The organism is Vibrio sp. WZ-1 (assembly GCF_052037695.1).
Taxonomy (GTDB): Bacteria; Pseudomonadota; Gammaproteobacteria; order Enterobacterales; family Vibrionaceae; genus Vibrio.
In genome coordinates this window covers 53,011-79,138 of the sequence record NZ_JBQEQR010000066.1, presented here as the reverse complement: position 1 = coordinate 79,138, position 26,128 = coordinate 53,011, and the positions used below count along the sequence as shown (strand labels likewise).

Annotated in this window: 29 protein-coding genes; 22 read left to right on the top strand and 7 right to left on the bottom strand. The window is 43.9% G+C overall.

The window, feature by feature from the left end:
• Nucleotides 1-5 precede the first annotated feature (5 nt).
• From ACTS60_RS08585 to ACTS60_RS08550, 8 genes are all read left to right on the top strand, one after another.
• Nucleotides 6-863: an ABC transporter ATP-binding protein gene (locus tag ACTS60_RS08585; RefSeq protein WP_010445063.1), complete on the top strand. Its 858-nt coding sequence runs from the start codon at nucleotides 6-8 to the stop codon at nucleotides 861-863.
• A 36-nt stretch (nucleotides 864-899) separates the two neighbouring features.
• The gene (locus ACTS60_RS08580; protein ID WP_010445064.1) at nucleotides 900-1,739 is read left to right on the top strand and encodes an ABC transporter ATP-binding protein; all 840 of its coding nucleotides are present in this window, start codon (nucleotides 900-902) and stop codon (nucleotides 1,737-1,739) included.
• 162 nt (nucleotides 1,740-1,901) lie between these two features.
• The gene (locus ACTS60_RS08575) at nucleotides 1,902-2,327 is read left to right on the top strand and encodes a phosphate-starvation-inducible protein PsiE (protein WP_440887901.1); all 426 of its coding nucleotides are present in this window, start codon (nucleotides 1,902-1,904) and stop codon (nucleotides 2,325-2,327) included.
• A gap of 170 nt (nucleotides 2,328-2,497) precedes the next feature.
• Entirely contained in the window at nucleotides 2,498-2,869 is a 372-nt protein-coding gene (locus tag ACTS60_RS08570) for a hypothetical protein (RefSeq protein WP_440887900.1), read from the top strand.
• A gap of 198 nt (nucleotides 2,870-3,067) precedes the next feature.
• Nucleotides 3,068-4,021: a DMT family transporter gene (locus ACTS60_RS08565; RefSeq protein ID WP_440887899.1), complete on the top strand. Its 954-nt coding sequence runs from the start codon at nucleotides 3,068-3,070 to the stop codon at nucleotides 4,019-4,021.
• Nucleotides 4,022-4,624: 603 nt separating this feature from the next.
• A complete protein-coding gene (locus ACTS60_RS08560; RefSeq protein ID WP_440887898.1) occupies nucleotides 4,625-6,229 on the top strand; it encodes a DUF6056 family protein in 1,605 nt (534 codons plus the stop codon).
• The gene (locus ACTS60_RS08555) at nucleotides 6,229-6,576 is read left to right on the top strand and encodes a GtrA family protein (RefSeq protein ID WP_274792294.1); all 348 of its coding nucleotides are present in this window, start codon (nucleotides 6,229-6,231) and stop codon (nucleotides 6,574-6,576) included. The genes ACTS60_RS08560 and ACTS60_RS08555 overlap by 1 nt, the downstream gene beginning before the upstream one ends.
• Nucleotides 6,576-7,556 carry a glycosyltransferase gene (locus tag ACTS60_RS08550; RefSeq protein WP_440887897.1) on the top strand — a complete coding sequence of 327 codons (981 nt, stop codon included), beginning with the start codon at nucleotides 6,576-6,578 and terminating at the stop codon, nucleotides 7,554-7,556. Before ACTS60_RS08555 ends, ACTS60_RS08550 begins: the two co-directional genes overlap by 1 nt.
• A gap of 117 nt (nucleotides 7,557-7,673) precedes the next feature.
• Here the strand turns inward: ACTS60_RS08550 and ACTS60_RS08545 are convergent, their stop codons facing one another.
• Nucleotides 7,674-8,540 carry a YicC/YloC family endoribonuclease gene (locus ACTS60_RS08545; protein ID WP_143691710.1) on the bottom strand — a complete coding sequence of 289 codons (867 nt, stop codon included), beginning with the start codon at nucleotides 8,538-8,540 and terminating at the stop codon, nucleotides 7,674-7,676.
• Nucleotides 8,541-8,714: 174 nt separating this feature from the next.
• Between ACTS60_RS08545 and rph the strand changes: the two genes are divergently transcribed.
• Nucleotides 8,715-9,431 (top strand): ribonuclease PH, encoded by a 717-nt coding sequence (gene rph, locus ACTS60_RS08540; RefSeq protein WP_440887896.1) that lies wholly within the window; start codon nucleotides 8,715-8,717, stop codon nucleotides 9,429-9,431.
• 104 nt (nucleotides 9,432-9,535) lie between these two features.
• Nucleotides 9,536-10,177, top strand: a complete 642-nt coding sequence (gene pyrE / locus ACTS60_RS08535; RefSeq protein WP_005379384.1) for an orotate phosphoribosyltransferase — start codon at nucleotides 9,536-9,538, stop codon at nucleotides 10,175-10,177.
• Nucleotides 10,178-10,556: 379 nt separating this feature from the next.
• Here pyrE and ACTS60_RS08530 read toward each other — a convergent pair whose 3' ends face one another.
• The 3 genes from ACTS60_RS08530 to coaBC form a co-directional block, all read right to left on the bottom strand.
• Nucleotides 10,557-11,507: a Kdo(2)-lipid IV(A) acyltransferase gene (locus ACTS60_RS08530; protein WP_440887895.1), complete on the bottom strand. Its 951-nt coding sequence runs from the start codon at nucleotides 11,505-11,507 to the stop codon at nucleotides 10,557-10,559.
• 5 nt (nucleotides 11,508-11,512) lie between these two features.
• Nucleotides 11,513-12,103, bottom strand: coding sequence for a nucleoid occlusion factor SlmA (gene slmA, locus ACTS60_RS08525; protein ID WP_043046348.1), 591 nt, complete (start codon nucleotides 12,101-12,103; stop codon nucleotides 11,513-11,515).
• A gap of 169 nt (nucleotides 12,104-12,272) precedes the next feature.
• Nucleotides 12,273-13,475: a bifunctional phosphopantothenoylcysteine decarboxylase/phosphopantothenate--cysteine ligase CoaBC gene (coaBC, locus tag ACTS60_RS08520; protein ID WP_440887894.1), complete on the bottom strand. Its 1,203-nt coding sequence runs from the start codon at nucleotides 13,473-13,475 to the stop codon at nucleotides 12,273-12,275.
• A 207-nt stretch (nucleotides 13,476-13,682) separates the two neighbouring features.
• On the opposite strand from coaBC, the gene ACTS60_RS08515 reads away from it, so the two are divergent.
• The 10 genes from ACTS60_RS08515 to ACTS60_RS08470 all read left to right on the top strand — a co-directional run bounded on the left by ACTS60_RS08515 (nucleotide 13,683) and on the right by ACTS60_RS08470 (nucleotide 22,150).
• Entirely contained in the window at nucleotides 13,683-15,356 is a 1,674-nt protein-coding gene (locus ACTS60_RS08515) for a methyl-accepting chemotaxis protein (RefSeq protein ID WP_440887893.1), read from the top strand.
• Between the two features lie 113 nt (nucleotides 15,357-15,469).
• Nucleotides 15,470-16,144: a RadC family protein gene (gene radC / locus ACTS60_RS08510; protein WP_071234852.1), complete on the top strand. Its 675-nt coding sequence runs from the start codon at nucleotides 15,470-15,472 to the stop codon at nucleotides 16,142-16,144.
• A 303-nt stretch (nucleotides 16,145-16,447) separates the two neighbouring features.
• On the top strand, nucleotides 16,448-16,684 hold the full coding sequence (gene rpmB / locus ACTS60_RS08505) for a 50S ribosomal protein L28 (RefSeq protein ID WP_005467944.1): 237 nt from the start codon (nucleotides 16,448-16,450) through the stop codon (nucleotides 16,682-16,684).
• 13 nt (nucleotides 16,685-16,697) lie between these two features.
• Nucleotides 16,698-16,868: a 50S ribosomal protein L33 gene (rpmG, locus tag ACTS60_RS08500; RefSeq protein WP_004410866.1), complete on the top strand. Its 171-nt coding sequence runs from the start codon at nucleotides 16,698-16,700 to the stop codon at nucleotides 16,866-16,868.
• Between the two features lie 87 nt (nucleotides 16,869-16,955).
• Nucleotides 16,956-18,488, top strand: coding sequence for a phosphoethanolamine transferase (locus ACTS60_RS08495; protein WP_440887892.1), 1,533 nt, complete (start codon nucleotides 16,956-16,958; stop codon nucleotides 18,486-18,488).
• An 81-nt stretch (nucleotides 18,489-18,569) separates the two neighbouring features.
• A complete protein-coding gene (locus ACTS60_RS08490) occupies nucleotides 18,570-19,046 on the top strand; it encodes a hypothetical protein (RefSeq protein WP_440887891.1) in 477 nt (158 codons plus the stop codon).
• 105 nt (nucleotides 19,047-19,151) lie between these two features.
• A complete protein-coding gene (gene mutM / locus ACTS60_RS08485; protein ID WP_440887890.1) occupies nucleotides 19,152-19,961 on the top strand; it encodes a bifunctional DNA-formamidopyrimidine glycosylase/DNA-(apurinic or apyrimidinic site) lyase in 810 nt (269 codons plus the stop codon).
• A 22-nt stretch (nucleotides 19,962-19,983) separates the two neighbouring features.
• Complete coding sequence (locus tag ACTS60_RS08480) at nucleotides 19,984-20,736, top strand: glycosyltransferase family 25 protein (protein ID WP_440887889.1); 753 nt, start codon at nucleotides 19,984-19,986, stop codon at nucleotides 20,734-20,736.
• A 9-nt stretch (nucleotides 20,737-20,745) separates the two neighbouring features.
• A complete protein-coding gene (gene coaD / locus ACTS60_RS08475; protein ID WP_440887888.1) occupies nucleotides 20,746-21,228 on the top strand; it encodes a pantetheine-phosphate adenylyltransferase in 483 nt (160 codons plus the stop codon).
• On the top strand, nucleotides 21,215-22,150 hold the full coding sequence (locus ACTS60_RS08470; RefSeq protein WP_440887887.1) for a glycosyl transferase family 90: 936 nt from the start codon (nucleotides 21,215-21,217) through the stop codon (nucleotides 22,148-22,150). Before coaD ends, ACTS60_RS08470 begins: the two co-directional genes overlap by 14 nt.
• A 40-nt stretch (nucleotides 22,151-22,190) precedes the next feature.
• Here the strand turns inward: ACTS60_RS08470 and ACTS60_RS08465 are convergent, their stop codons facing one another.
• The 3 genes from ACTS60_RS08465 to ACTS60_RS08455 are packed head-to-tail and all read right to left on the bottom strand — an operon-like array spanning nucleotide 22,191 to nucleotide 24,836.
• On the bottom strand, nucleotides 22,191-22,979 hold the full coding sequence (locus tag ACTS60_RS08465) for a glycosyltransferase family 2 protein (protein ID WP_440887886.1): 789 nt from the start codon (nucleotides 22,977-22,979) through the stop codon (nucleotides 22,191-22,193).
• On the bottom strand, nucleotides 22,976-23,743 hold the full coding sequence (locus ACTS60_RS08460; protein ID WP_182026395.1) for a glycosyltransferase family 2 protein: 768 nt from the start codon (nucleotides 23,741-23,743) through the stop codon (nucleotides 22,976-22,978). Before ACTS60_RS08460 ends, ACTS60_RS08465 begins: the two co-directional genes overlap by 4 nt.
• 37 nt (nucleotides 23,744-23,780) lie before the next feature.
• Nucleotides 23,781-24,836, bottom strand: a complete 1,056-nt coding sequence (locus ACTS60_RS08455) for a glycosyltransferase family 9 protein (protein WP_440887885.1) — start codon at nucleotides 24,834-24,836, stop codon at nucleotides 23,781-23,783.
• A 121-nt stretch (nucleotides 24,837-24,957) separates the two neighbouring features.
• Here ACTS60_RS08455 and ACTS60_RS08450 point away from each other — a divergent pair, with 121 nt between their 5' ends.
• On the top strand, nucleotides 24,958-25,338 hold the full coding sequence (locus tag ACTS60_RS08450) for a diacylglycerol kinase (protein ID WP_440887884.1): 381 nt from the start codon (nucleotides 24,958-24,960) through the stop codon (nucleotides 25,336-25,338).
• A 10-nt stretch (nucleotides 25,339-25,348) separates the two neighbouring features.
• Nucleotides 25,349-26,062, top strand: a complete 714-nt coding sequence (locus ACTS60_RS08445; protein WP_440887883.1) for a 3-deoxy-D-manno-octulosonic acid kinase — start codon at nucleotides 25,349-25,351, stop codon at nucleotides 26,060-26,062.
• Nucleotides 26,063-26,128 lie beyond the last annotated feature (66 nt).

Genomic DNA, 26,128 nt, shown 5'->3' with positions numbered 1-26,128 from the left:
GTGTTATGGAAAACGATGTAATCCTAAGTGTTAAAGATTTAGAAGTTGAGTTCACGACCGACGACGGCCCGGTAAAGGTACTGCATGGTGTCAACTTTGATGTTCGTGCCGGTCGTACGCTTGGTTTGGTAGGTGAGTCGGGCAGTGGTAAGAGTGTGACCTCAATGTCCATCATGGGTCTGTTACCTAAGCCTTACGGTAATATCATTAATGGTGAGATTAACTATCGTGGCACTAATCTCGTGACGCTCCCAGCAGAAGAGATGTACGCCATGCGTGGTGACCGTATTTCGATCATTTTCCAAGATCCGATGACGGCACTGAACCCGGTGCATTCTATCGGTCGCCAGCTTTGTGAAGTGCTAGAGCTGCATCGCCCAGAATTAGGGAAAAAAGAGCGGGAAGCTTATGCCATTGAAATGCTGGCGAAAGTTAAAATTCCAATGCCAGAAAAGCGCTTGAACGAGTACCCACATAACTTATCAGGTGGTATGCGTCAGCGTGTGATGATTGCGATGGCGTTGGCATGTAAGCCTGACATTTTGATTTGTGATGAACCAACTACCGCGCTGGATGTAACCGTTCAAGCATCTATCCTTGACTTAATGAATGAGCTTCAAGAAGAGACGGGCATGGCGATGATCTTCATTACCCACGATCTTGGTGTGGTTGCCGAAGTGTGTGATGACGTGGCGGTGATGTACGGTGGTCGTATTGTCGAAAAAGCGGAGATTTTTGAGCTATTTGATAATCCACAACACCCTTACACAGAGCGCTTGATGGGGTTGATGCCTAGTTTGGATAATGAACCCAAACAGATGATCGACATTAAGCCAATTGATGCCAGCATGTTTGCTAGCTAACAGGTGCAAAGTGAGCACGTCATAAAAGAGGATGTTATGGCTAAAGAAGTATTAAGAATTGAAGATCTTAAGCAGCACTTTGTATCTGGTAAAGGGCTGTTTAAGAAAGGCTACACCATTAAAGCGGTTGATGGTGTGTCATTATCAGTAGGCGAGGGGGAAACTCTTGGCCTAGTGGGCGAGTCTGGTTGTGGTAAAAGTACCTTGGGCCGCACGATTCTCAAGTTGTATGAGCCAACTGAGGGCAAGATTTTCTTTGAAGGCAAAGACATCACCAAGTTATCCGTAAAGCAGATGCGTTCTCTGCGTAAAGATATGCAGATCGTATTCCAAGACCCAATGGAATCACTTAATCAGCGTCATACTATTGGCATGATTCTCGAAGAGCCGTACGTGATTCACAATGTGGGCACATCTGCAGAGCGTAAGCAGTGGGTTAAAGAGCTACTGGTTAAAGTAGGTCTGCCTGAAACCGCAGTAAACCGTTACCCACATGAATTCTCTGGTGGTCAGCGTCAGCGTATTGGTATCGCTCGTGCGATTGCGCTAAAGCCTAAACTGTTGATTTGTGATGAGTCGGTTTCAGCGTTGGATGTATCGGTCCAGGCGCAGATCTTGAACTTGCTACTGCAGCTCCAGCAAGAGATGAACCTTGCAATCATCTTTATCTCTCATGACTTGTCTGTAGTGAAGCATGTGTCTGATAAAGTGGCGGTGATGTACTTTGGTAAAGTAGTAGAAGCCGGAAACGCGAAGGAGATCTACGCGAACCCTCAGAACGATTACACCAAAAAGCTTTTATCGGCGATTCCGATTACACACCCGAAATACCGCAAGAAAAAGCGTTTAGCAGAAAAAAAGCAGCAAGTGGCGTAACGCCATCCGCTGAGTAAAATCATCATCGAAAAACGCTCCACTTAGTTGGAGCGTTTTTATTATGCGTTTTTTTCTCGCTGGAGAGAGGGCGCGTCTTCAGCTTCTTTAAAATAGCGTGCTACACTGCAAACTTATTCCTTTGATTTTTTTGGATAGTTGGCCATGCCGTCGCATTTACCTAAATCATTCAGCCGCCCATTTCTGAAACTTTTTCATCTGCTTGAAGCTGTGCTCTTGGTCGCCATTACTTTGGCTACTGTATGGGCAATGGTTGAAGAGTTTGTCCACATCTATGTGCAAAAGCGTGTTTCACTTGATGATATCTTATTGATGTTCATCTATCTGGAAGTGCTTGCCATGGTCGGGCAATTTGTAATGAACGGTAAGATCCCTGTTCGTTACCCGATCTACATTGCCATGATGGCCATTGCTCGTTACATCACGCTTGGTATGAAAGATCTCGACTCCGTGATGATCGTATGGCTTTCTTTAGCCGCGTTTATTCTGGCTGCCGCAACCTTGGTTATTCGAGTAGGCCATCATTATTGGCCGTATATAGATAATCAAACCGCCGAAAAAGACGAATGATGTTATTAAGCCTCGCCCAGTGCGAGGCTTTGTTTTGGCGTGAAGGAAAATTACACCCAAATGGCATTGGGGTAAAAAAGTGTAAAGTCATCTCAAGCCATCTTGTTTCTTGCTCTATTGATGAGTATCTTCACACTAACCTTTTCTACCTGTTTTGATGAGATATTGTGATGTTGGCGAAAAGCACATCGACAATTTATTTTCTGTTGAGTGTTTTGATTGCATTTGCGCTTTCAAGCGGTACCGCTCGTGCAGAAATACCATCAACAGTGAGCCATATCACGGCGAGTGAGTCTCTGCATATTAGCTACTGTGATTTAACCTTTGGCTCAGTAGAACAGGACGAGCCCGGTTGTTGTGAGCCGGGCGGGACATGCTTTGAAAAGCAGTGTTGCTCCCATGGTCACGCGTCGGGTAGCGCTGTTGTTGAAACTCAACTGCGCTCTTATGAAGCACCGTACAGAGATGAACTGGCGGTAAGCAAAACGGTACTCTACACCAGTGCAGACATGCACGCTCACTATCGCCCTCCGATAGCTTAATTCCTATCTCGCAGCGTATCGCTGCCAACAATGTTACTGCACGAATTGCCGTGTGAATTTGTTATGCGTGTGAATAGCTCTCTATTTGCACCATCCTGTGATGGGAATGAAAAATGAAAACTAATCTAATTGCTCGTAACGAGCACCTTGCTGTGCACCTGCCAAACCTTGTTATCAACCGAAAAGCGGGAGGTCGCCATGACGCATAAGCATTTACCGATCATCTTGTTTGTGTCTGTGTGTTTAATTTGGGGCACCACGTGGTTTGCGATGGAAGTGGCGGTGCAAACTATTCCGCCCATTTTTGCTACCGGACTGCGCTTTTTGATCGCAGCGCCGCTATTAATCATGTTGGCGAAACACCTCAATCAGCCCCTGTTCTTTCCTAAGGGAAAAGTATTTTGGATGTTCGTGGTCGCGATTTTCTATTTCGCGATTCCATTTACCTTGATGATTTTTGGCGAACAGTACATTTCATCGGGTCTTGCTTCGATCATCTTCGCCAATATGCCAATCGCAGTCATGGTGACATCGAGCTTATTCCTTGGGCTTAGGTTACGTAAATCGCAGATTGCCGGTCTTTTGGTCGCGGTATTGAGCTTAGTTTTGATTCTGGCGAAAGAGATGAGTTTAGGTGGCGAGGATTATCTGCTGGGCTTTCTTGCTTTAGGTGGGGCCGTCGCGATTCATGCGGTGATGTATGTGTTTGTCGAAAAGTTCTGTAAGGGCATTCCTGTACTAACTTACAATGCCTTTCCAAGCTTTGTTGCCTCAGTTCTGTTGTTTATCACGTCACTGCTTGTCGAGCAGCCAGACATTTCTCAGTTCTCGATCGATTCGATTACCGCTGTGATTTATCTCGGCATGTTTGCCAGTGTCGGTGGCATCGTGGCGTACTTTAAGCTTGGACAAGTGTCGACGCCGTTTACTGCCTCGATTTGCTTCCTGTTCTTCCCGTTGATCGCACTGAGTCTTTCTACATGGATTGCTGGTAACAGTTTGTCGTTGGTTTCTGTTGCCCTGCTGCTGCCATTGCTCGGCGGTATTTTTGTGACTAAAGCTGAACCTTCTTTCTGGCAGCGTCTTCGAGTTAAGTCTGTAAAGCAAAAGCCAGTGCTATGCGAGCATTGTATGAAGAATCTCAATGCCTAACGCAGACTAAAGTTCATAAAAAAGCCTCTTGTGATAGGGGCTTTTGACGTCATTCAATCTACTTTGTTCACTGTTTAAGCAGCAATAAATCTAACAATTAGTATTGCTGTGGCAGATACAATCAAACTCGTGCTTTTGGACTTAGCAGTAAACAGTCGGGCTCAGTACTTTCCCACGGTTCTCGATAAAGTAGCTGAGCAGTCGTGCTTGCAATGACTCTAAATGAGCTCATCGCCATCAATCACTAGCTGATTTTTGTCAAGGTAGAAAGAAATAGGGTACTCATGTTGTAGTACAAAGAGCTTTGCAGTTGAAGAGTATTTAAGGCTTTGTTGTATTTAGAGGTTCAGAATAGCAATTTGTTACAAATAAAATGCTCATGAAATGGATGGGCCAGTGCGACTTTTATTTCCCTAAAGTTACCTTGAATGACTCGAAGTAAGAAGTAGCAAACAGTCGGCACGCTTAGACTTTTCTATAAAATCTATTTACCCAATGATGTGCATTCGTCATCAGTGAATCTTTGCTTAAAATCTCAACTCAACAATAAGGGTAATGACCCCTCCTAGTAAACATAAAGCACATAGCATACTATTAGGCAAAATGTTAAAAAAAACGATCTGTGCGATTATGTTCGACTTGGTTAGACATCGATATTTCTTTGTTACGGCAATGCTTGTTGCCTTTATGTTTTTCCTCAACCTTACTTTTCCTCTCATCTCTGATGACTTTTGCCATCTTTTATCATCTGGTGATGTCGATGCTGTTGTGCGTTCATATACAACATGGAATGCTAGATTAGGTGAGTTATTATCCGTTTTCTTCACAGGGTTAACGGGAACGTCTTTTGCGGTCGTAAACTCGCTTGTGTTTGCCATCATTATTGGCTTGGTATTTCCACTTTTGTTTGCCCATCAAGGAAAAAGCAAAGACGATAGCTTGTTTATAATCACTTTCTTTACGCTATTGTCACTTTCTACGGTATTTGGTGCGGTCTTACTCTGGCGTGCTGGAGCCGTAAATTACGCTTGGTCGTTGGCCTTGTGTTTAATTCATTTCGTTGTTTATCGCTACCATTATGCGGGAGTTAGTAGTTGGTACGAGAGGTCTAATCTATTCGTTGTCGGATTATTTTGCCTTCTAAGCTTTGCGGCTGGTATGAGTAGCTTTGATTTAGGTGCTATTGGCTGTTTGATCCACTTAACGATTCTGTCGTATCGAAAATACACGCGTCAAACAACGCAGGTCCGTTTTGTTGTCCCTATACTCTTCTACATTGCAGGCTTCTTAGCGCTGTACACTGCCCCTGGCACTTCAGTCAGAGCTCAAGGTGTTGAAGACTATGTCTCTTTGGGTCAGCTCATTACTTGGCTTTACACTTTTGAATTACCAACGTTTACATCGCATTATCTGAATGCTGTTGGTAAATCGATGTATAAAACGAATTACTTTGTTGCTCTAGCTTCTATTGCTTGTACTTATTTTGTGTTCAAGTTGCAGTCGCAATATCGTTTTATGCCAGTAACCGCGAAGCAATGGGTTATGGGCTACATTACGGTATTAGCGACTTTATTAGTGTTGTTGTTATCTAATGAAATGAAACCGTCAGGCGATGCTTTTGGGGCGACAATTTTATTTGCTAACTTTTTAGTTTCCTGTATTGCTTTAGTTTTCCTCCTAAGAACCAACAATCATGTACAGCATCGCTCAACGGCTATTATGCTTGTCTTCCTTCACTGCATTCTTATTGTCGATGTCTCTGCTTATAGTGTCGGTGTGCTACCTGCTCGTAGGGCATACTTCACGGCAAGTGTGCTATGTGCGTTTATTCTGTCGATTTTTGTACAGTTAACGTGGAAATCTAAGATCCGAGCCTATGTGTTTATTCCATTGTTTACTTTGAGTGCAAGCATCGTGGCTCTTGAAACTATTGGCTTACGAATAACAGAATATGTCCTTGTTACCAAGCCATTATCAAAGCTGACAAGTAGTGATGACATGTTGATTCCTCAAGAATACAAATTTCTGAAAGCACCTCAGTTTTATGATTGGGGGACGTTCTCGACAGATGAAAGTGATTTCGCGAACAGTTGTTTTGCTCAATATCAAGGCATTAACAGTGTTACTCAATTACAGCCAACGCAACATGTGTCTCTTAAAGATTATATTCAGTACCTCGTTACATTACAGAAAACACAGCCACAATAATGTTCACTCGTTACACGCTAGTCGGAGTGGTAAATACCGGCGTCCATTTTATTAGTTTTTTTTCTCTGATTGCTTTGGGATACGCCCAAAGTATCAGCAACCTTGCTGCATTTAGTTTGGCAGTATCGTGCTCTTATTTACTGAATGCGAAGTTTACATTTAAGGCAAGGTATAAGCCGATTGAGTATGCCATCTATGTAGTATTTATGGGCTCTTTAAGCTATTTGATCGGCTATTTGGGTGATTACTTGATGTTGCCGTCACTTCTTTCGTTGATAACCTTTTCAGCCTTGAGTTTAGTCATAGGCTATAGGTTCTCGAAGTTTCTTTTTAAAAAGGAAAAATGATGCTTATTTCTCTTGTTGTTCCCGTTTTCAATGAACAAGAAACTGTTGAAACGTTTTATCACGCAGCGAGAAATGATCGCTTCCTCAAAACGAAAAATGTTGAAATTGTCTTCGTTAATGACGGCAGTGCAGATAAAACTGCGTCATTGATTGAGAGACTAGTAGCAAAAGATGCCAATGTCCGTCTCATCAACTTTTCTCGTAATTTTGGTAAAGAACCTGCCTTATTCTGTGGCCTAGAGCACTGTCGCGGCGATATTGTGATTCCGATGGATGTTGACCTCCAAGACCCAATTGAGTTGATTGAGACTATGTATCACCAATGGGAAGGTGGCGCTAAGATTGTTTTGGCAAAGCGAGCGGATAGAAGTCGAGACCACTGGATGAAGCGTGTAACCGCTAATTATTTTTACAAAGTGCACAATGCTTTATCTCATTCAAAGATTGAGGAGAATGTTGGTGACTTTCGTCTTATGGATAGACGAATTGTAGACATCATTATCAGTTTGCAAGAAAGAAATCTGTTTATGAAAGGTCTTCTTTCATGGCCTGGGTTTGAGCCTGTGATCGTTGAATATAAAAGACCAGAACGATGTGCAGGGACAACCAAATTCAATACTTTTAAGCTATTAAACTTGGCTATAGAGGGGATTACGAACTTTAGTACGTCGCCATTAAAATTGGCCAGTTATGTTGGTTTCGGAATTTCATTCTTATCAATCCTCTATGGCATCTCTATTATTATGCAAAAACTGCTGTTTAGTATTGATGTCCAAGGGTACGCATCTCTGATGACTGTGATGGTTTTTCTTGGCGGTGTTCAGCTGATAACTATCGGTATTCTTGGTGAATATGTAGGACGTATATACACTGAAGTGAAAGCGAGACCTCAATACATTATTGATTCTATTAAAGAGTCGGAGCAGGGTGATAGTTTGCAGAATGGGACCCCTGAAACGGATGCTAAACCTGTTGGTTAATTCCCTGTATTTCAGACCTTCAGATCAAACCGTGGTCAATCTTACTTGGCCACGGTTGGTATTAAATAAGGCTCCATCTAGCAATAGTTGATGGCAGTAAGCGCTTTTATATAAATCTTACTCAATATTTTGGATCTGCTCGCGCATCTGCTCAATCAGAACTTTTAGTTCAACACCTGATGCAGTGATGTCTGTGCTGATAGATTTTGACGCTAGCGTGTTCGACTCACGGTTAAACTCTTGCATCATGAAGTCCAGACGACGGCCCACTGCGCCACCTTTCTTCAGGATGTTTGTGGTTTCTTTTACGTGAGAATCAAGACGGTCTAGCTCTTCCGCTACGTCTGATTTCTGTGCCAGAAGGATCAGCTCTTGCTCTACGCGAGATGGGTCTAGTTCAACTTTCGCATCTTCAAATTTTGAGAATAGACGCTCACGTTGCCACTCTAGGATTTCAGGCATACGTGCACGAACTTTAACTACTTCTGCGGTGATCGCGTCTAGACGTTGCTCGATCAGCGCTTTCATGTTGTCGCCTTCACGACCACGCGCTTCAATGAACTCACTAATTGCTTCATCAAAGGCAGCAAGCAGTTCTTTGTTAACCTCATCCATGTTCTGCTCTGGCGTTTCCATCACACCTGGCCATTGCATTACTTGGAATGGGTTGATGCGGCTTAGTTCGCCCGTCATGTGCATCACTTGTTCAGCCGCTTTGATCACTTGGTTTGCCAGTGCTTCGTTGATGCTTAGTTCAGCTTTTGCTGCTGGGTTTGCTTCAAAGCGTAGGCTACATTCTACTTTGCCGCGTGCTAGGCGCTTACGAAAACGCTCACGCAGTACAGGCTCAAGAGCGCGGAACTGTTCTGGCATGCGGAAGTAAGTTTCTAGGTAGCGTTGGTTCACACTGCGGATTTCCCACACTGCGCTGCCCCAATCGCCTTTTACTTCTTTGCGCGCATACGCTGTCATACTGTAAATCATCGAATTTTCCTGTCTTCTAATTTGCTGAAAATTACCCCGCAATAGTAGCACAGCCAGAGAGTTGTGGCTTTGCTATTCTGTGTAGAGATTGTCCAGATAGCTTTATTTAATCGATTCCGCTATAATCTGCGCCCAACCAAATCGTCTTCTCCTCATTACTTAAGGTAGATGCCCATGCGTCCAAACGATCGCAAGGCGGACCAAGTTCGCCCAATCAAAATTACTCGTAACTACACAGCTTACGCTGAAGGCTCAGTGTTAGTTGAATTTGGTAACACCAAAGTGTTGTGTAATGCGACCGTTGAAGAATCTGTGCCTCGTTGGCTAAAAGGTCAAGGTAAAGGCTGGGTAACAGCTGAATATGGCATGCTACCTCGTGCGACTCACTCGCGCACTCGTCGTGAAGCAGCGAACGGTAAGCAAGGTGGCCGTACAATGGAAATCCAACGCTTGATCGCACGCAGCCTACGCGCGGTAGTTGATCTACAAGCAATGGGTGAGTTCATGGTCACGGTTGACTGTGATGTTATCCAAGCAGACGGTGGTACTCGTACAGCATCTATCAGCGGCGCAAGCGTTGCTCTAGCGGATGCGTTCCAACACCTAGTGGATAACGGCAAGCTAAAAGCAAACCCAATGAAAGGTCACGTAGCGGCAGTTTCAGTTGGTTTGCTAGGTGATGATGTTCTGTGTGACCTTGAGTACGTTGAAGATTCAGCGGCAGACACAGACATGAACGTTGTGATGACGGAAGAAGGCAAGATGATTGAAATTCAGGGCACCGCAGAAGGTGAACCGTTCAGTCATGAACAGCTGATGGCACTGTTAGAGTCGGCGAAAGTCGGCATCACGGAAATTGTCGCAGCGCAGAAGGCGGCGTTAGCCAATTGATTTTAGTAGCTCCCATTATGGGGGCTATTTTTTTATCTCGACAATAGAGAAATGAATGATTGTTGAGAAGAGACACAAGAAACCAAGGACATAGAGAGAAAATAATGAAAGCATACCAGCGTGAATTTATTGAGTTTGCACTTGAGAAAGAAGTTCTTAAGTTTGGTGAGTTTACTTTGAAATCTGGCCGTAAAAGCCCGTACTTCTTTAACGCTGGTCTTTTCAATACTGGTCGTGACCTAGCGCGTCTTGGTCGTTTCTACGCAGCGGCACTTGCGGATTCAGGCATCGAATTTGATGTACTGTTTGGTCCTGCTTACAAAGGTATTCCAATCGCGACTACGACAGCAGTAGCGCTAGCGGATCACCACGACATCGATACGCCTTACTGCTTCAACCGTAAAGAAGCAAAAGATCACGGTGAAGGTGGCAACCTTGTGGGTTCAGCGCTTGAAGGTCGTATCATGCTGGTAGATGACGTAATCACAGCAGGTACCGCAATTCGCGAATCAATGGAAATCATCCAAGCAAATGGTGCAGACCTAGCAGGTGTGTTGGTTGCGATTGACCGTCAAGAAAAAGGCAAAGGTGAACTGTCTGCGATTCAAGAAGTGGAACGCGACTTTGGTTGTGCCATCATCTCAATCGTAAGCCTGACTGATCTTGTGACTTTTCTTGAAGAAAAAGGTACAGACAAAGAGCACCTAGAAGCAGTAAAAGCGTACCGCGCAGAATACGGCATTTAAGGGAAGAGATAGGTCCTTGGAAAGTAAAGTCCTAGGACCTAATGTTTTGAACGCCGGATTGCGTATATTTTTTCTTTTTGATTTATAAGGAAAATGCTTGTCATTCTGAACAGTGAGGAACGAACGTGATTCAGAATCTACTGTCCGAGTTTGACTTCTCTAAGGCAATATACAGTAACTAAATAGTCCACTAATAGTAGATTCCGGATGCTCGCTTGAGCTCGTCCGGAATGACGCTATTAGGTTTAGTTAATGTGTTTCCGTAGGCGAAGCGCAGCGTGTTCTTTATTCCAGTGACTCTTAGCCAGTAATGAACTGCACAAACTGTTACTGCGCTCCACCTAGGATCCTAGGCTCTAAAACCTAGGGCCTATGCGACTCACTTATAGCGAATGCCTTTCGGTGTATTCTCATCTGCCATTGTTTTATAGCGTTTGTGTAGCCACATCCATTGCTCTGGTGCGCGTAGAATCACTTCTTCTACAAACTTGTTCATGTAGGCAGCAGCGGCGACGTCGTCTTTTTGCGGGTAATCGGCTTCAATGCACTTATCAGCAATGATTTCGTACTTGCCATCTTCATTACGAAAACCAGAGCCCGGAATAATTGAACATTTAGACGTGTAAGCCAGAATACTGGTACCGGTTGTAGTACATGCATCCTCGACTGCGAAGAAAGGCACAAACACAGACTTGTTACGGCCGTAATCATGGTCTGGTAAGTAGAACAAACGTTCACCGCTCCGCAGCACACGAATCATCTGCTTAACGTCTTTACGGTCAATCAGTTTATTGCCATTGTGCGTGCGTCCCCAATACTGAATAAAGTTGTATGCTGGGTTGTCGTGTGGACGGAATGCTCCGTACCCTGCAACACCTAATACCGCAAAAGCACGAGCAGTGATTTCTAAGTTCAGCGCGTGAACGCAGCATAGTAAGACACCTTTTCCATCTGCCGCTTTTTCACGTAGCGCATCAAGATCTTTTTCAACGATCAGATTTTTGAAACGCCATGTTGGCCAAAACCAAGTAATGCCAGTTTCAATCAATGCCATGCCGGTGTTTTTGAAGTTTTCTTCAACGATGCACTGAATTTCTTCTGCTGTTTTATCTGGGAAGGCTAACTCTAAGTTGCGCTTGGCGATATGGACTCGCTTTTGACCATAACGCATACCGATATGACCAAGAGTTCGGCCTAGTGACAGTAATAAGCGGTATGGGAGGAGATTGACCACAATGGCTAAAGCGCCAAACCCGAGCCAAACTCCCCAATTACGAGGGTGGAGAAGGGAAAAAGAAAACTCGGGTTGTGCGTATTTTTCTTTACTCATAGTCTCTACTTTATTTGTGCACTAAGAAGAGCCCAATATTCGTCAAAATTCGCGGTAGGTTGGTATTTGAAATCACTGCGAACAAAGCGGTTTAGGCTACCTTCAACTTGTCCAAGGATTTGAGCGGCTAGAATGCGTTCTTCGACTGGGAACGATTTGCCTTCACGGATCTTACGTTCACGCAGGATCTGGCGAAGTTGCGTTTCAATACGCTCAAACAGTTGGTTGATACGTTCACGTAGGCGCTCATTTTCAAACATTAAAGCATGGCCAGAAAGAATACGTGTCAGGCCAGGGTTACGTTCTGAGAATGCTAAAATAAGGTGCATCACCATGCGAATACGCTCTAGCGTATCCTTTTCATCATCTAAAATACGGTTGATTCGAGTCATCAAAGCTTCTTCAATGAATTCAATCAAACCTTCAAACATGCGAGCTTTACTAGGGAAGTGGCGGTAAAGTGCGGCTTCTGACACCCCGACTTGTTTTGCCAATTTTGCCGTAGTAATGCGTGAAGCGCCTTCTGTAGATTCAAGCATCTGTGCGAGTGCTTGCAAGATTTCTTCACGACGATTGGATTTTTTACTGCCGGCCATTTAGTTACTTCCTTTCAAAATACAAAGTTGAGCGGAGGGGATTATAAGACGCTATTTGGCATCACACTAGACCAGCGAGGGTGTAATGGGAGCTTTAACACCCTCACTTGTCATCTTTGTACCAAATTTGTGCCAGTTTTTGATGAAAACCGAATGGTGTTTCGAGTCGTTATGGCATCAACTCGAGCATTTTTTCCATAATTTTAAAGCTTAGGGCTTCCTTGGATTCCAATGCTAATGCCTGATCGCCTTGTGGCCAGAATAAAGTGATGGCGTTATCGTTGCTGTTAAACCCTTGACCTTCAACTGAAACATCATTGGCGCAAATCATATCGAGGTTTTTCTTCAACAGTTTGCCACGTGCGTACGTTTCGACGTCATTCGTTTCGGCAGCGAAACCTACCGTAAATGGGCGTTGTTCGGTCATCGCTGCGACGGCCGCAACAATATCAGGGTTTTTGACCATTTTGATGGTCATATGATCATTGTTTTCAGTCTTTTTCAACTTTTGAGACGCGACATCCTCAGGACGGTAATCTGCCACGGCAGCACAGCTGATAAAGGCATCGTGGTTTGCGGCATGAGCCATGACTATATCGTGCATCTCTTGTGCGCTAGCCACATTAATTCGCTCTACTCCGGCTGGCGTGTTCAAGCTTACTGGGCCGCTGACAAGTGTCACGTTAGCGCCCAATTGTGCAGCAGCATTCGCCAACGCAAAGCCCATTTTTCCTGAGCTATGGTTAGAGATGTAACGCACGGGGTCAATGGCTTCTCGGGTTGGACCCGCAGTGATCAGAATCGATTTATCAGCTAACAGTTTTGGTTGGAAAAACTGTTCACACAGATGAACAAGCTGCATTGGCTCTAGCATTCGACCTGGGCCTACATCGCCACACGCTTGCTCGCCTGCTGCAGGGCCCCAAATGTGCATACCGCGGCGTGCTAGTGTTGCGATGTTTTCTTGGGTTGCGATGTTGCGGTACATCTGCTGATTCATTGCAGGAGAAACCGCGATTGGTGAATCGGTTGCAAGTACTAGCGTGGTCAATAAATCATTGCCCATGCCAGCCGACATACGTGCAATCAAGTCGGCAGTCGCAGGTGCAAGAAGAACCAAATCTGCCCATTTTGCCAGTTCAATGTGGCCCATCGACGCCTCTGCAGCAGGGTCTAACAAGCTGTCCGATACCGGACGGCCAGAAACAGCCTGCATGGTTAATGGAGTGATGAACTCCTTCGCCGCTTTGGTCATCACTACTTGAACTTGCGCGCCTCTTTCTATTAGGCGACGGGTTAGCTCCGCACATTTATACGCGGCAATTCCGCCACTGATGCCGAGTAGAATTTTCTTTCCTGCTAGTGTTTGCATGTGAGATCTCCAATTTTTCTGGCGACGAGTTTAGCACAAGTGAATCTTTCATCGCCCAGGCAAATCTGTCCAGAAGCTAATCCACATCAAACAACAGAATATTAGTAACCGAACGTTGTAGAAAAGTTTTGCTTACTTCACAGACAATTCTTGTGTGCTCGGCAAGATAGAGAGAAAAGAACGATAACAAGGTAGTGGAAAATAAAAATGGTATTGAAAAGTCGAAGTAAATTGCTGCTGGTTACTCTGATCCCTCTGCTATTGATCACCACATTGATCTCTGTGGTGTACTACATCAATAGTAGTAATAGTTTAGAGGCGGAGTTGGTACGGGATAGGCAAGAGCTCATAGAGACCCGGAAGAAAGAGTTACAAGCCTACATGATGATGGGGGTGACAGCGATAAAGCCACTTTACGACACGGATGTGAATGGCAGCAACAAAGAAGCAGCAAAAGAAATCCTCAAAGCAATGCGTTTTGAGAGTGATGGTTATTTCTTTGCTTACGACTCAAAAGGTGTGAACACGCTGCATGCGATTAAACCATCTTTGGAAGGTAAAAACCTCATTGGCCTGAAAGATGAAAATGGTGTAGCAGTCATTGGCGGATTGATTGACGCCTCTAAAAATGGTGATGGCTTCCTTTATTTCTCATGGCATAAACCTTCAATTGATGCTCAGGCTCCAAAACTAGGTTACGCAGAATACTTATCGAAATGGGACTGGGTGCTGGGTACTGGTATTTATATCGATGATATCGATCAGCAAGTGGCCGCACAGCGTGAACTACGGACACAAGAATTGAACGAGCATACGCTATCTGCAGTTACGATCTCAGTTATTGGCCTTATCATCACAAGTATTCTAACCAGTATCGCTGTGACTAAAGGTATTCAACCTTTACAACACATAGCGACATCACTCAAAGATGTTGCTGCTGGTGGAGGGGACCTAACAGCACGTCTGAAAATCGAAAGTAAAGATGAAGTGGGAGAAGTTGCGACAGCGTTTAATGAGTTTATGGATAAGCTCCACCCGCTTATGCAAGACATTCATCGCTCTGCTACCACGGTACAAACCGTATCGGGTGAACTTGATCAACAAACCTCTCAAGCGAGTGGGCAGATGCAAAATCACTGCTTAGAAACGGAAAAAGTAGTGACGGCGGTAACACAGATGAGCATGACGGCGAAAGAGGTGGCGACTAACACGAACGCGACGGCGCAGGCGATCGATGATGCCAATGATCAGGTGACGGAAGCGCAGCGGGAAGTCGACCAAGCCATTGATGGCATTAGTAAGCTGGTCGAAGAAGTGAATAGTACGTCTGAAGCGATTTCTGAATTAAGCCAGCAAACCGAGCAAATTACCAAGGTGCTGGATGTGATTGGTGAGATTGCGGAGCAAACCAACTTGTTAGCTTTGAATGCTGCGATTGAAGCGGCACGAGCGGGTGAACAGGGGCGTGGCTTTGCTGTCGTTGCAGACGAAGTGCGTTCATTGGCGAGTCGAACTCAGAACAGCACTCATGAAATTGGCGATATGCTTAAACAGTTGCAAAGCGGAGTCTCTAGAGCGGTAACAACGATGGCTGCAAGTCAAGAGCGTGGAGTGAAGACAGTAGAAGAGTCATCGCTGATTCAGCAGTCATTATCTGGTGTGCATCATTCCATCGGCACCATCCGTGATATGGGGATTCAAACGGCGTCTGCTGCAGAAGAACAAAGTGCCGTAGCAGAGGACATTAACCAGAATTTGGTGGCAATACAGCAAATTGTGAATCACATCAATGATACGTTGCAGAGTTCGGAGCATATTAGTACCAAGTTATCTCGATCAGGATCTGAAATGCACGATCTCGTAGGGCATTTTAAACTCTGATTGATCTCTTTATTACAAAGAAAAGTAGTGGCTAACGAAAAAAGCGAAAGTCGGCTTCGACTTTCGCTTTTTATTTAGTGCAATAGGGGCAGTTTAACGAACAGGTCCCATTGATGATACTTAAAACCTTGCCCAGTGAATCGATGCCAAGAGAGAAACTGCTTCATAGAGGGCCACAAGCATTGAGCGATGCAGAGCTACTAGCAATTTTCCTTCGTACTGGCACACAAGGAATGAATGTGATTGAGCTGGCAGATTTTCTCATTCAAGACTTTGGATCGCTTCGCCAGCTGTTTTCTGCCTCAGAGCAAGAGTTCTGCCAACATAAAGGGTTAGGACAAGCGAAATACGTGCAGTTACAAGCCGTTTTGGAAATGACACAACGCTATTTAGCCGAGACATTAAAACGTGGTGATGCGTTAACCAGCCCAGAACAAACCAAACTTTATCTTTCTTCTATATTAAGGGACCGTCAAAGAGAGGCTTTCTACATTCTTTTCCTAGATAACCAACATCGGGTAATAAAAGATGAGATTTTATTCGAAGGAACACTCGATGCTGCATCGGTTTATCCAAGAGAAGTAGTCAAACGCGCCTTGCACCACAACGCCGCTGCATTGATTTTGGCTCACAACCACCCGTCAGGTGTGGCGGAACCTAGCCAAGCAGATAGAAGGATTACCCGGCGTTTAATCGACGCTTTAGCGCTGGTGGATATTCGAATTTTGGACCATTTCGTTATCGGTGATGGCGAAAGCGTTTCTTTTGCAGAAAGAGGGTGGATATAACTGTGCATTTTTTAGGTTGTTAGTTGCTAAAAATCTGCTATCATCCTCGCCACTAAATTTTTAACTGAATTCAGCTTGGACTGCTAGAAAAAACCTGCTGTCTAAAAAAAGATCACGAAAACCTGTAAAAAGGATCTGTTCGGGTCTTGAGCAATGCATATCAAGTTAGTATAATGCGCGACCTTTGATAGCCTTGTATGGATTTTCCATAGCGGTTCTTAACCTCTAACTTCTTTCCAAGAAATAGAGAGGTTCGGCCACCAAGGTTGATATCGAGCTGAAACGATTTTGGAGAAGACATTCATGTCACGAGTATGCCAAGTAACTGGTAAGCGTCCAGTAACGGGTAACAACCGTTCACACGCACGAAATGCTACTAAGCGTCGTTTTCTGCCGAACCTACAAACTCATCGTTTCTGGGTAGAGAGCGAAAAACGTTTTGTTAAACTACGCCTTACTGCAAAAGGTATGCGCATCATCGACAAGAAAGGTATTGATACTGTTCTTGCTGATATTCGTGCACGTGGCGAAAACGTTTAAGAGGAAATAGGCAATGGCAAAGAAAGGCGTTCGTGAGAAAATCCGTCTAGTATCTTCAGCAGGTACTGGCCACTTCTACACAACTGATAAGAACAAGCGTAACATGCCAGGCAAATTTGAGATCAAGAAATTTGATCCAGTTGTACGCCAGCACGTTATGTACAAAGAAGCGAAAATCAAGTAATTGATTGAGTCTCTTTGACGATTAAAAAACCCAGCTCTCGAGCTGGGTTTTTTATTATAAGCAGTAGTTATTAGGAGCAGAACTAATATGCACTTTGGATTTAAAGCCTTGCAGTTCGTGATACTGGTACTTCTAGCGTTAATGCTGACCATCGCTTTGGGGTATGAAGTTAAAGCTGATGGTTTGATTCTGTTATCAATTACCATCGCATTTTTAAAGAACTACCGAGTTGGGCAGTGGTTATTTGGTGCTTTCGTCATCATCGCCGCTTGTTACATTCCCGTCTCATGGAATTATGGTTACCCAAACCTCACAATTACCTCCTCTCTTATTGAAACCAACCCATCAGAAGCTTTCGAGTTTTTTAATGACCTAGAGATTAAAACGCTGGTCATTGCGGCTATTTTTGCCTTTTTTGGTTTCTTCATGTTCAAGTTTGTTCCGCCGCTAAGAGGCCGGAAAACGTCAGCAGTTTGCTTAATCTTATTCTCATTTCTCTTGTTGAGTAAGCCAGTAAGAACCATTATCGACCGTAACGTTAATGCCAATTACACCCATGCACTGCTTTCTTACATGCGTTACCCACCAGTACGATTCTTCTTTGATTGGTATGATTCTTACGATAAGTACTACCAATACAATGCTGAAATAATGGCTCAGAAAGAAGTGCCTTCATCTTGGGTAATCACCAAGAAACCTGCTTCTGCGAGAAATACGATTTTTATTATTGGTGAAAGTGTTCGCAAAGATTATATGAACACTTATGGTCTACCACTCCAGAACACACCGTTTATGTCGAGTGCGCAAGGACAGGTATGGACAGAGTTTTTATCCCCAGGCCCAAATACATTCACTTCGGTCATGCGCTATGTAACCATGAACGATGGCATTAACCTTGAGTTGAACAACAACATTAATACCTTGGCTGAAAAAGCTGGGGTTGAAACTTTCTGGATCTCTAATCAAGGTCGTATGGGCCAGTTTGATACAGGCATTAGTGCGATAGCTAACTATGCTGAGCATGTTTCGTTTACCCGCAGTGGCAGTTTTAGAGATTCTAATGTCTATGACTCAACGCTTTTACCAAGCGTGCAACAAGCCCTAACCGCGAATGAGAAATCCAAGCTGATCGTTGTGCATTTGATAGGCTCTCATCCACGTTTTTGTGACCGTATTGAAGGCGAAGTTGAATTCGACTTTAATGGTGACAAGATTTCTTGCTATATCGAGTCGATTAAACAGACTGACCATTTAATCCAACGTATTGACGAGATGGCGAAACAACAACCAATTCCTTACAATTTGGTTTATGTATCAGATCATGGTTTAGGGCATAGAGATGGTGGTCAAAATCTTCGACATGACCCTTCCGTTAAAGCGTCTTACGAAGTGCCATTGTTTGTCACAGGTTCTGAGTTTACAACGAGGGAAGTCATTGATTATCCTCGTAACGGATTTACTATGATGAAAGCCATTTCTGAAATGATGGGAGTCTCTAGTCAGCGTTTGGATGCTCTACCATCTTTCTTCTCTTCGCATGCCGATGAGCCAGAGGTGAACAATGGTGAAGGTGAGTTAATCAAATTCAATACGCTGAATGACGATCCTATTCAATCATGAATGAACGGTGAGTCTGAAAAACCTACAGTAACACTATGCTGTGTTGCTGTAGGTTAAGCGCCCAAGAAGCGAGGTAACGGTATGTCACGCAGAGTTCAGCGACGTCGACGCTGGAATAACATTTTAATCTTGGGCGTTATTGCCTTCATGGTGATTCTCAATGCACCAAGCTGGATCAAAACCTACCTTATCGATGAGCAAGTCGATCTTTATCCGAACTTACTGCGCTCTGATCATGAAGTGAGTGCCATCTATTTTGCTGGCTGGGAAGTCGAGAAGCAAAATGGCCAGTGGCAATCGAACATCAAAGCTCATATCCCCGTACAAGAAATCATAACTCGCTGGCAATCACTAGAGGGAACTGAGCTTACCTCTGAACAATATGAGCAGTTAAAGCCGCGCCTTTCTTCTCCTGAGAGCATTGAAGTTTGGTATCAAGGGTTGGAAGAACCACAGCGAATTACTTTTTATCGCCTCAATGACTTTTGGCTATTTTACAATTGGCAAGGTAAGTGGATCGCCATTTCTGTTGATGGCAACTACATCATGCCAAAGTAACGTTTGGATAGAATAACCCTTTGTTAAAGCAGTGTTTGTAGTGATGCTTTTCTATTATGCTAATTGTTCATTACTGTTGTGCTTGGTGCTGTTAAGGAGAATCAAATGCCTGAATTACCCGAAGTTGAAGTGAGCCGAATGGGAATTAGTCCGCATATGCTTGGGCAAACGATCAAGGCATTTGTGTTCCGAACTCCGAAACTGCGCTGGGATATTCCGCGAGAGCTGAAGCGACTAGAAGGACAAGTCATTCGTCATATCAGTCGTCGCGCGAAATACCTATTGATTGAAACGGATGAGGGGACCGCGATTGTTCATTTAGGAATGTCGGGTTCACTGCGTGTGTTAGATGCTGACTTTCCGGCGGGTAAACATGATCATGTCGACCTTAAGTTAACCAATGGCAAGATTTTGCGCTATAACGATCCGCGACGTTTTGGGGCGTGGTTATGGAGCGCCCCAAATGAGTCACATGCGGTATTAGAGAATATGGGGCCTGAGCCTTTAACGGAAGAGTTCAATGCAGATTACGTGGCGGAGAGAGCCAAAGGTAAGCGTGTAGCGGTTAAGCAGTTCATTATGGATAACAAAGTGGTGGTGGGGGTAGGTAATATCTACGCCAACGAATCTTTGTTTAAGTCTCATATCCACCCAATTCGCCCTGCTGGCAAGTTAACCCAAGAGGAGTGGCAGCGTTTAGTCAAAAACATCAAGCTGACACTCGAGGTGGCGATAAACCAAGGCGGCACTACGTTAAAAGACTTCGCTCAAGCTGATGGTAAGCCGGGGTATTTTGCACAAGAGCTTCAAGTTTATGGTAAAGCGGGAGAGCCATGCCCTGAATGTGGTACGATTATCGAAACCGTAAAAATAGGGCAAAGAAATACGTTTTTCTGTCCTCAGTGTCAGCAGTAATCCTCTTAGAGAAATAGATCCTATGACCAGTTTTCTAGATCACGTGTTTGTTATTCATGTTAGTGAAGGCTATGAAGAGCGCAGACACCATATTGATAAGCACCTTCCAGAGAGAGGGATTGCTAACTTTGAATATATGCTTCGTGGCGATATCAAAGATCTGACTCCAGAAGTGAAAGCGAAGTACTTTACAGGAAACGACAAGCTACCAGAGCTGTCTTGTGCGTATAAGCATATTCTTGTCTATGAAGAAATGGTCAAGCGAGGTATTGAGCGAGCTTTAGTTCTGGAAGATGATGCTTTTCTGGCGAACGACACATTGGCACAGCTGCAACGCGTTGATGAAGAAATGCGTGATGAAGTGAACTTCATTGTGAACATTGAACACAGCAATCGCTCCGTTCCTTTTAAGGTAAAAAAGCCAGGCCAGCTGTGTTACCTCGCATCACATACAAAACGCTGCGGTGGATATGTCATTCACTTGGATGTCGCGAAGAAAATCGTCGCCTTCTTTGAGTCTAACCAAACGGACTTGCCTATCGATGCATTTCAAACACATATGCGTGATGTCTTGAACTACAACACGTATTGGATGGATCCGCCAGTTGTGTTTCAAGGCAGTAAAAATGGTGCATTCGAAAGTGAATTGAGCCAAAGAAAGAAGAGTAAGTTTACTGGGCTAACTTCTTTTTTCCGAGATGGTTATCAGCGCTATATTGTAACTAACTTGAGTAAAAAGCGTTTAGCGAGCTTTGAAAACGTCAAAAAACACTGAGTACAGCCAATGAAAGTGATATATCCAGGCACCTTTGATCCCGTAACTAATGGGCATTTAAATTTGATCGAACGAACGCATGAGATGTTTGATGAAGTTATCATTGGTGTTGCTGCAAGCCCGTCCAAAAATACGATGTTTAGCCTTGAAGAGCGAGTGGCTTTGATGGAAGAGGTTGTTTCTCATCTTCCGGGTGTCAGCGTAAAAGGCTTTTCTGGGTTATTGGTGGATTTTGCTAAACATGAACAGGCAAAAGTGTTAATTCGAGGATTACGTACAACGGTAGATTTTGAATACGAATTTGGTTTAACCAATATGTACAGAAAGTTGCTACCGGGTCTTGAAAGTGTGTTTTTAACACCAGAAGAAGAGTTTGCGTTCCTTTCCTCGACGATTGTTCGTGAGGTAGCCATTCATGGCGGCAATATTGAACAATTTGTACCAGAGCCAGTTGCTAAGGCTATCGAGAAAAAATTGAATGAAAGACAGTAAATTTCCTTACTACTTTTCCAATGCATTGGCGCTATTAATACCGGGGTTCGTTTATCGAATGCAGGCAAAGCGAATGCTAGCCAATGTCAGTAAAGCTGAGCAAGATTACCTTTTGGATAGAGTCGCTTATTACAATAAGTGCAACCAAGTATTCTCAGCCGCTCCCAATGAGGAGAGCTTTGCGAAAATTAGCTCATTTAAAAAGACGAAGGGATGGACTTACTACTTCGATATAAAACAGGTGGTTCGTTATTTCTCCCCTGATTATGCTTTTAATTACTTGAATGGTGACGTGGTGCATGTACCAAACGTCCCAAGTTTTATTAAAAGCCGTCCGATCAGCGATGAGAATCAAAACTCCATCGTACTGAAACTGAATCAAGTCCGTCACTTTAAGTTTGTTGACGATAACATGGCTTATCAAGACAAAAAAAACATGGTGGCATGGCGCGGTGTCGGGTTTCAGCCTCATCGACGTAAAGTGATTGAAGCTTTTTATGATCACCCTCGTTGTAACATCGGTCAAACTCGACCTGAAGAAGGGCAACCTTGGGAAAAGGGCTTCATGAGCATTGAAGAACAATTGCAGTATAAATTTCTTCTCTGTATTGAGGGAAATGATGTTGCAACTAACCTTAAGTGGGCCATGTCTTCAAATTCATTGGTGATCATGTCTAAACCCAAGTATGAAACTTGGTTTATGGAAGGTCGTCTACAGGCGGGGGTTCACTACGTCGAAGTCAAAGAGGATTACTCTGACTTAATTGAGAAGATGGATTACTACCTCGAGCATGAGCAAGAAGCATTGGACATTATTGCTAATGCGCACCAATGGGTAGAGCAGTTTAAAGATCTAAAGCGAGAGCGTTTAATTTCTTTGATGGTTGCGGATAAATATTTCCAGTTGTCGGGACAAAAATAAAAAAGGGGCAGATCGCCCCTTTTTTGCTATTCAGACTGTCTTAATCGTTAAGGAACTGCTCTACACCATTTTCGCAGCGCTTCAGTTTATTCTTGATCGTATTGTCTAAGATCTCATCGTTCTGCCCAAGCGACGCGCGTGAGTTTTCTACATGGTATAGATGGTAGCCCACACCCGCGAATTTTAAGTACAGGCGTGATTTGCCTGAGTTTAGCATGCGATGAACGAACTCACTGTCTTCACGTCCCCAGCCAACAAAATCTTGGTTGAAGCCATTGACCTCGATAACATCTTGTCGCCAAAACGCCATATTACAGCCGCGAGTAGCCTTATCGTTGTTACGCTCGTAGGAAAACCAGTTCGATAGCAGCGAGTTTGTGATGCAGTTCTTGCGGTTGCGGATGCCCTTGCTAAACACAGAAGGAACCAATCCGTTTTCCATAATTTCACGACTGCATGCTTCGTCAGTCAGAACTCGACCACCTTGGACGAACCAATTGGGCTTTGCTACACGCTTATGTGATTCGACAAAGGTTTGAGATAACACCATATCGCCATCGATCATAATCAGGTAATCGCCAGATGCTTTGGCGATAGCACGGTTTCTGCTCATGGATAATTGAAAACCGTTATCTTCATGCCAGCTGTGCAATAGTGGAACTGGAAAACCTTCACGCATTTGGTCAATCATCGCTTGGGTGTCTTCTCGGGACCCATCATCCGCCACAATGACTTCATCAGGCAAAACGGTTTGGCGTTTAACACTTTCCAACACGGATTTTAGCGCTTCTTTCCAGTTGTAAGTCGTGATAATTAAAGTTGTTTTCATTGTTTCTTTGCCTGTTCACGTAGATAAAGGTCGATGTATTTAACAAACGTAGAGTGCATGCAGAGCCAAGCCAAAATAAAACCATGTTTGCCATCTAAAAAGCCACGTTTAAGTACATACATTTTTAGGAAGCTGGCTAACGCATGAAGAATAGCAGTGCCAAGACCAGACTTTTTCTTTCCTTCTCGCTCATCAGTCCATGCTTTTAGATAGCCAGTGGTTTTATTGATGTAATGGTGCAGATGTTCGTAAGTGTAATGATGCAAACGGCCATCAAGTTTGATCGCAGGATAGCCTTTGTCTTCAACCTTCTCATGCACCAATGCATCGTTGTACTGCGTGTAGGAGGTGCGGTACAAGCGTACAATCCAATCCGGAGACCAGCCTGAGTGATAGATGAATTTACCAAACGCCGCGCTCAAACGGTTTATTTTGTATACGACATTGGGCTTATCGGCTTCTACGGCTTTTAAGATACTCTCTTTCAGTTCTGGTGTGACTTGTTCGTCAGCATCTAACCAAAGTACGTAGTCGGCGGTGACATACTGCTGTGCAAGTTGACGCTGTTTGCCAAATCCAGGCCATTCCAAATTAGTGTAAAACTTGTCGGTATATTGTCTGGCGATTTCTTCAGTGCGATCAGTACTGCCTGAATCAAGAAGGACAATCTCATCAGCCCAATCTTTTACTGTGTCCAGACAAGCTTGCAGGTGCTTCTCTTCATTTTTGACGATTAAGGCAACGGCTAAAGTGGGTTTAGACAAGGTAATTTCCTTCTTAAGCAATCTTATATAGGGGAGTTTACTGGTATTGTGGATACAAATCTTCTACGACTTGATCAAACATAGTCATGACACGATCACTAGTGATACGGTCCATTGCCTTTTCATCTTTTGCTCGAGTTCGCCAACTTAGCTCTTGGCTTGTTTTACCGGTCTCAGCAAAAATAGTCTCTTCATACACCGAAACCGCGTATTTCAAGTAGTTATAAGGGCCAACGCGGACAGGGTTATGATGTGCATATAAGCCAATGATTGGTGTTTGCATCGCACTTGCCATATGAGCGGGGCCTGTATCTGGGGCAATGACCATCTCAACCTTATCAATCAGTGCCAGCATTTGCATGATGGAACTTTCCCCAACTAAGTTTAAGCAAGGCTGCGTAAGCAAAGATTGGATGCGTTCTGCTAAGTCGACTTCTACTTTTGCTGGGCTACCCGCTAAGATGACGTTCCAGCCTTTCTCACGAGCGTGATTAATCACATCAACATAGCCTTCTGCATTCCAGTTCTTATAAGCTTTGCTCGCGCCAGGTACCAACAATAGATTTGGTTTGCCCGTTTGGAGTTTCGCTTCTGCCCAATTTGCATCTTGCTCTGAATATGACAGTGACCAAGTTAATTCAGATTGAGGTACACCAATTTGATGAGCAAACGCCATCAGACCATCTGCAACATGCAAAGAGCTTGGTGATGGTACTTTGACGTTAGTGAACAAAGTTTGAAAGTCTTGGCTACGATCAGAAGAGAAGCCAAGTTTGTATTTCGCTTTAATGCCTAGGGTCGCTACGCTCGCTCGAATGGCATATTGCATATGAAGTAAGGCATCGAACTGGCGTCCTTTGAGTTGCTTCCACAATGACTTATAGCCTTCAAGTCCTGCTTTTTTATCAAAAACAATCACTTCTATGCCATCAATTGCTTGAAGCAATTGAGCTTCAAGTTTGCCAGTAATCCAAGTGATATGAGTATTAGGCCATTGTTTTTGAATCGATTGAACCGTCGCGATGGTATTGCAGACGTCACCAATGGCAGACAGTCGTAATACGCAAAGTGATTTGGGAGCAGAAGGGAACATACTAAGTGCCTGAAGAGTAAAAAAGAACCACTAGATTATGCAGACACCCAAGATAAATGTAAAATACCCCACTTTGCGAATGACATGCCTTTCTATGGCAGAAGTAAAGTAGGAACAAATAATGACGACGGGTAAACCGGGTAATACTGGTATCAAACGTATTGTGAAAGCAACAGGTTATTCTATTCAAGGGCTCAAAGCTGCTTTTAAGCATGAAGCAGCCATTCGCCAAGAGTTAGGGCTGCTAGTATTTGCTATCGTCTTGGTTAGTCTATTTGATGTGACTATGGTTGAACGCATCTTGATGTTAGGCGTTGTTGTTCTTGTTTTGATTGTCGAGTTGCTGAACTCTGCAATAGAAGCCGTCGTCGATCGAGTTGGCGTTGAATATCACGAGCTTAGCGGGCGAGCAAAAGACATTGGTTCTGCTGCAGTCTTGGTTGCTCTTGGTTTTGCTGGTTTTACTTGGGTTTATATTCTTATTGGTAACTATTTGTTTTAACGGGTAGTTTATGATTGAAAAGTTACAGAAGAAGAATCAATGCTTGTGGTTCGACGCTGACCTCATTGATGCGACATCTCAAGCCGTTTTCGACGCCGAATATTGGCGTAGAGAGGGCAAGATTGTCGGGAGTGCGACGGGAAGGGGCACAACATGGTTTATTCAGTTGCAACAACTGCAAGCTGCGTTGCGTCATTATCGACGTGGCGGCTTGTTCGGCAAACTTGTTAAAGATCACTATTGGTTTGTCGGATGGGAGAAGACCCGAGCGATTGAAGAGTTCAAGCTGTTATTGCGATTAAGTGAGTCTGGCGTTAATGTTCCGCGTCCAATTGCAGCTCAAGCAACCAAAGTAGGTCTATTTTATAAAGCGGATCTAATCAGTGAACGAATTCCAAATGCTTCAGACTTGGTCAGTATCTTGCAAGAGAAATTACTTTCAGAAATGATGTATCGTAAAATTGGGCAGGAAGTTGCCAAGATGCACAACGAGAATGTGAATCATACTGACCTTAATATCCATAACATACTGATAGATAATAATGAAAATGTATGGATTATTGATTTTGACAAGTGTCAGGTTGAGCACAGCTCTGGATGGAAAAGCGCCAATATATCGCGATTGAAGCGTTCATTTCTGAAAGAGCAAGATAAACGCCAGATTAAGTGGCAAGAAATTGACTTTGAAGCCTTGCTAGATGGTTACCAAGTCGCTCTACGTTGAGCGCAGTAATTGCAGGCTCAAAAATACTCACTTTGAGCACATACACCAAGGTTAAGCTCAAACGAT

What these genes read in the sequence shown, in the direction of transcription:
- ACTS60_RS08585 (WP_010445063.1), top strand. Translation starts at nt 6, where the DNA reads ATGGAAAACGATGTAATCCTAAGTGTTAAAGATTTAGAAGTTGAGTTC.
- ACTS60_RS08580 (WP_010445064.1), top strand. Translation starts at nt 900, where the DNA reads ATGGCTAAAGAAGTATTAAGAATTGAAGATCTTAAGCAGCACTTTGTA.
- ACTS60_RS08575 (WP_440887901.1), top strand. Translation starts at nt 1,902, where the DNA reads ATGCCGTCGCATTTACCTAAATCATTCAGCCGCCCATTTCTGAAACTT.
- ACTS60_RS08570 (WP_440887900.1), top strand. Translation starts at nt 2,498, where the DNA reads ATGTTGGCGAAAAGCACATCGACAATTTATTTTCTGTTGAGTGTTTTG.
- ACTS60_RS08565 (WP_440887899.1), top strand. Translation starts at nt 3,068, where the DNA reads ATGACGCATAAGCATTTACCGATCATCTTGTTTGTGTCTGTGTGTTTA.
- ACTS60_RS08560 (WP_440887898.1), top strand. Translation starts at nt 4,625, where the DNA reads ATGTTAAAAAAAACGATCTGTGCGATTATGTTCGACTTGGTTAGACAT.
- ACTS60_RS08555 (WP_274792294.1), top strand. Translation starts at nt 6,229, where the DNA reads ATGTTCACTCGTTACACGCTAGTCGGAGTGGTAAATACCGGCGTCCAT.
- ACTS60_RS08550 (WP_440887897.1), top strand. Translation starts at nt 6,576, where the DNA reads ATGCTTATTTCTCTTGTTGTTCCCGTTTTCAATGAACAAGAAACTGTT.
- ACTS60_RS08545 (WP_143691710.1), bottom strand. Translation starts at nt 8,540, where the DNA reads ATGATTTACAGTATGACAGCGTATGCGCGCAAAGAAGTAAAAGGCGAT.
- rph (WP_440887896.1), top strand. Translation starts at nt 8,715, where the DNA reads ATGCGTCCAAACGATCGCAAGGCGGACCAAGTTCGCCCAATCAAAATT.
- pyrE (WP_005379384.1), top strand. Translation starts at nt 9,536, where the DNA reads ATGAAAGCATACCAGCGTGAATTTATTGAGTTTGCACTTGAGAAAGAA.
- ACTS60_RS08530 (WP_440887895.1), bottom strand. Translation starts at nt 11,507, where the DNA reads ATGAGTAAAGAAAAATACGCACAACCCGAGTTTTCTTTTTCCCTTCTC.
- slmA (WP_043046348.1), bottom strand. Translation starts at nt 12,103, where the DNA reads ATGGCCGGCAGTAAAAAATCCAATCGTCGTGAAGAAATCTTGCAAGCA.
- coaBC (WP_440887894.1), bottom strand. Translation starts at nt 13,475, where the DNA reads ATGCAAACACTAGCAGGAAAGAAAATTCTACTCGGCATCAGTGGCGGA.
- ACTS60_RS08515 (WP_440887893.1), top strand. Translation starts at nt 13,683, where the DNA reads ATGGTATTGAAAAGTCGAAGTAAATTGCTGCTGGTTACTCTGATCCCT.
- radC (WP_071234852.1), top strand. Translation starts at nt 15,470, where the DNA reads ATGATACTTAAAACCTTGCCCAGTGAATCGATGCCAAGAGAGAAACTG.
- rpmB (WP_005467944.1), top strand. Translation starts at nt 16,448, where the DNA reads ATGTCACGAGTATGCCAAGTAACTGGTAAGCGTCCAGTAACGGGTAAC.
- rpmG (WP_004410866.1), top strand. Translation starts at nt 16,698, where the DNA reads ATGGCAAAGAAAGGCGTTCGTGAGAAAATCCGTCTAGTATCTTCAGCA.
- ACTS60_RS08495 (WP_440887892.1), top strand. Translation starts at nt 16,956, where the DNA reads ATGCACTTTGGATTTAAAGCCTTGCAGTTCGTGATACTGGTACTTCTA.
- ACTS60_RS08490 (WP_440887891.1), top strand. Translation starts at nt 18,570, where the DNA reads ATGTCACGCAGAGTTCAGCGACGTCGACGCTGGAATAACATTTTAATC.
- mutM (WP_440887890.1), top strand. Translation starts at nt 19,152, where the DNA reads ATGCCTGAATTACCCGAAGTTGAAGTGAGCCGAATGGGAATTAGTCCG.
- ACTS60_RS08480 (WP_440887889.1), top strand. Translation starts at nt 19,984, where the DNA reads ATGACCAGTTTTCTAGATCACGTGTTTGTTATTCATGTTAGTGAAGGC.
- coaD (WP_440887888.1), top strand. Translation starts at nt 20,746, where the DNA reads ATGAAAGTGATATATCCAGGCACCTTTGATCCCGTAACTAATGGGCAT.
- ACTS60_RS08470 (WP_440887887.1), top strand. Translation starts at nt 21,215, where the DNA reads ATGAAAGACAGTAAATTTCCTTACTACTTTTCCAATGCATTGGCGCTA.
- ACTS60_RS08465 (WP_440887886.1), bottom strand. Translation starts at nt 22,979, where the DNA reads ATGAAAACAACTTTAATTATCACGACTTACAACTGGAAAGAAGCGCTA.
- ACTS60_RS08455 (WP_440887885.1), bottom strand. Translation starts at nt 24,836, where the DNA reads ATGTTCCCTTCTGCTCCCAAATCACTTTGCGTATTACGACTGTCTGCC.
- ACTS60_RS08450 (WP_440887884.1), top strand. Translation starts at nt 24,958, where the DNA reads ATGACGACGGGTAAACCGGGTAATACTGGTATCAAACGTATTGTGAAA.
- ACTS60_RS08445 (WP_440887883.1), top strand. Translation starts at nt 25,349, where the DNA reads ATGATTGAAAAGTTACAGAAGAAGAATCAATGCTTGTGGTTCGACGCT.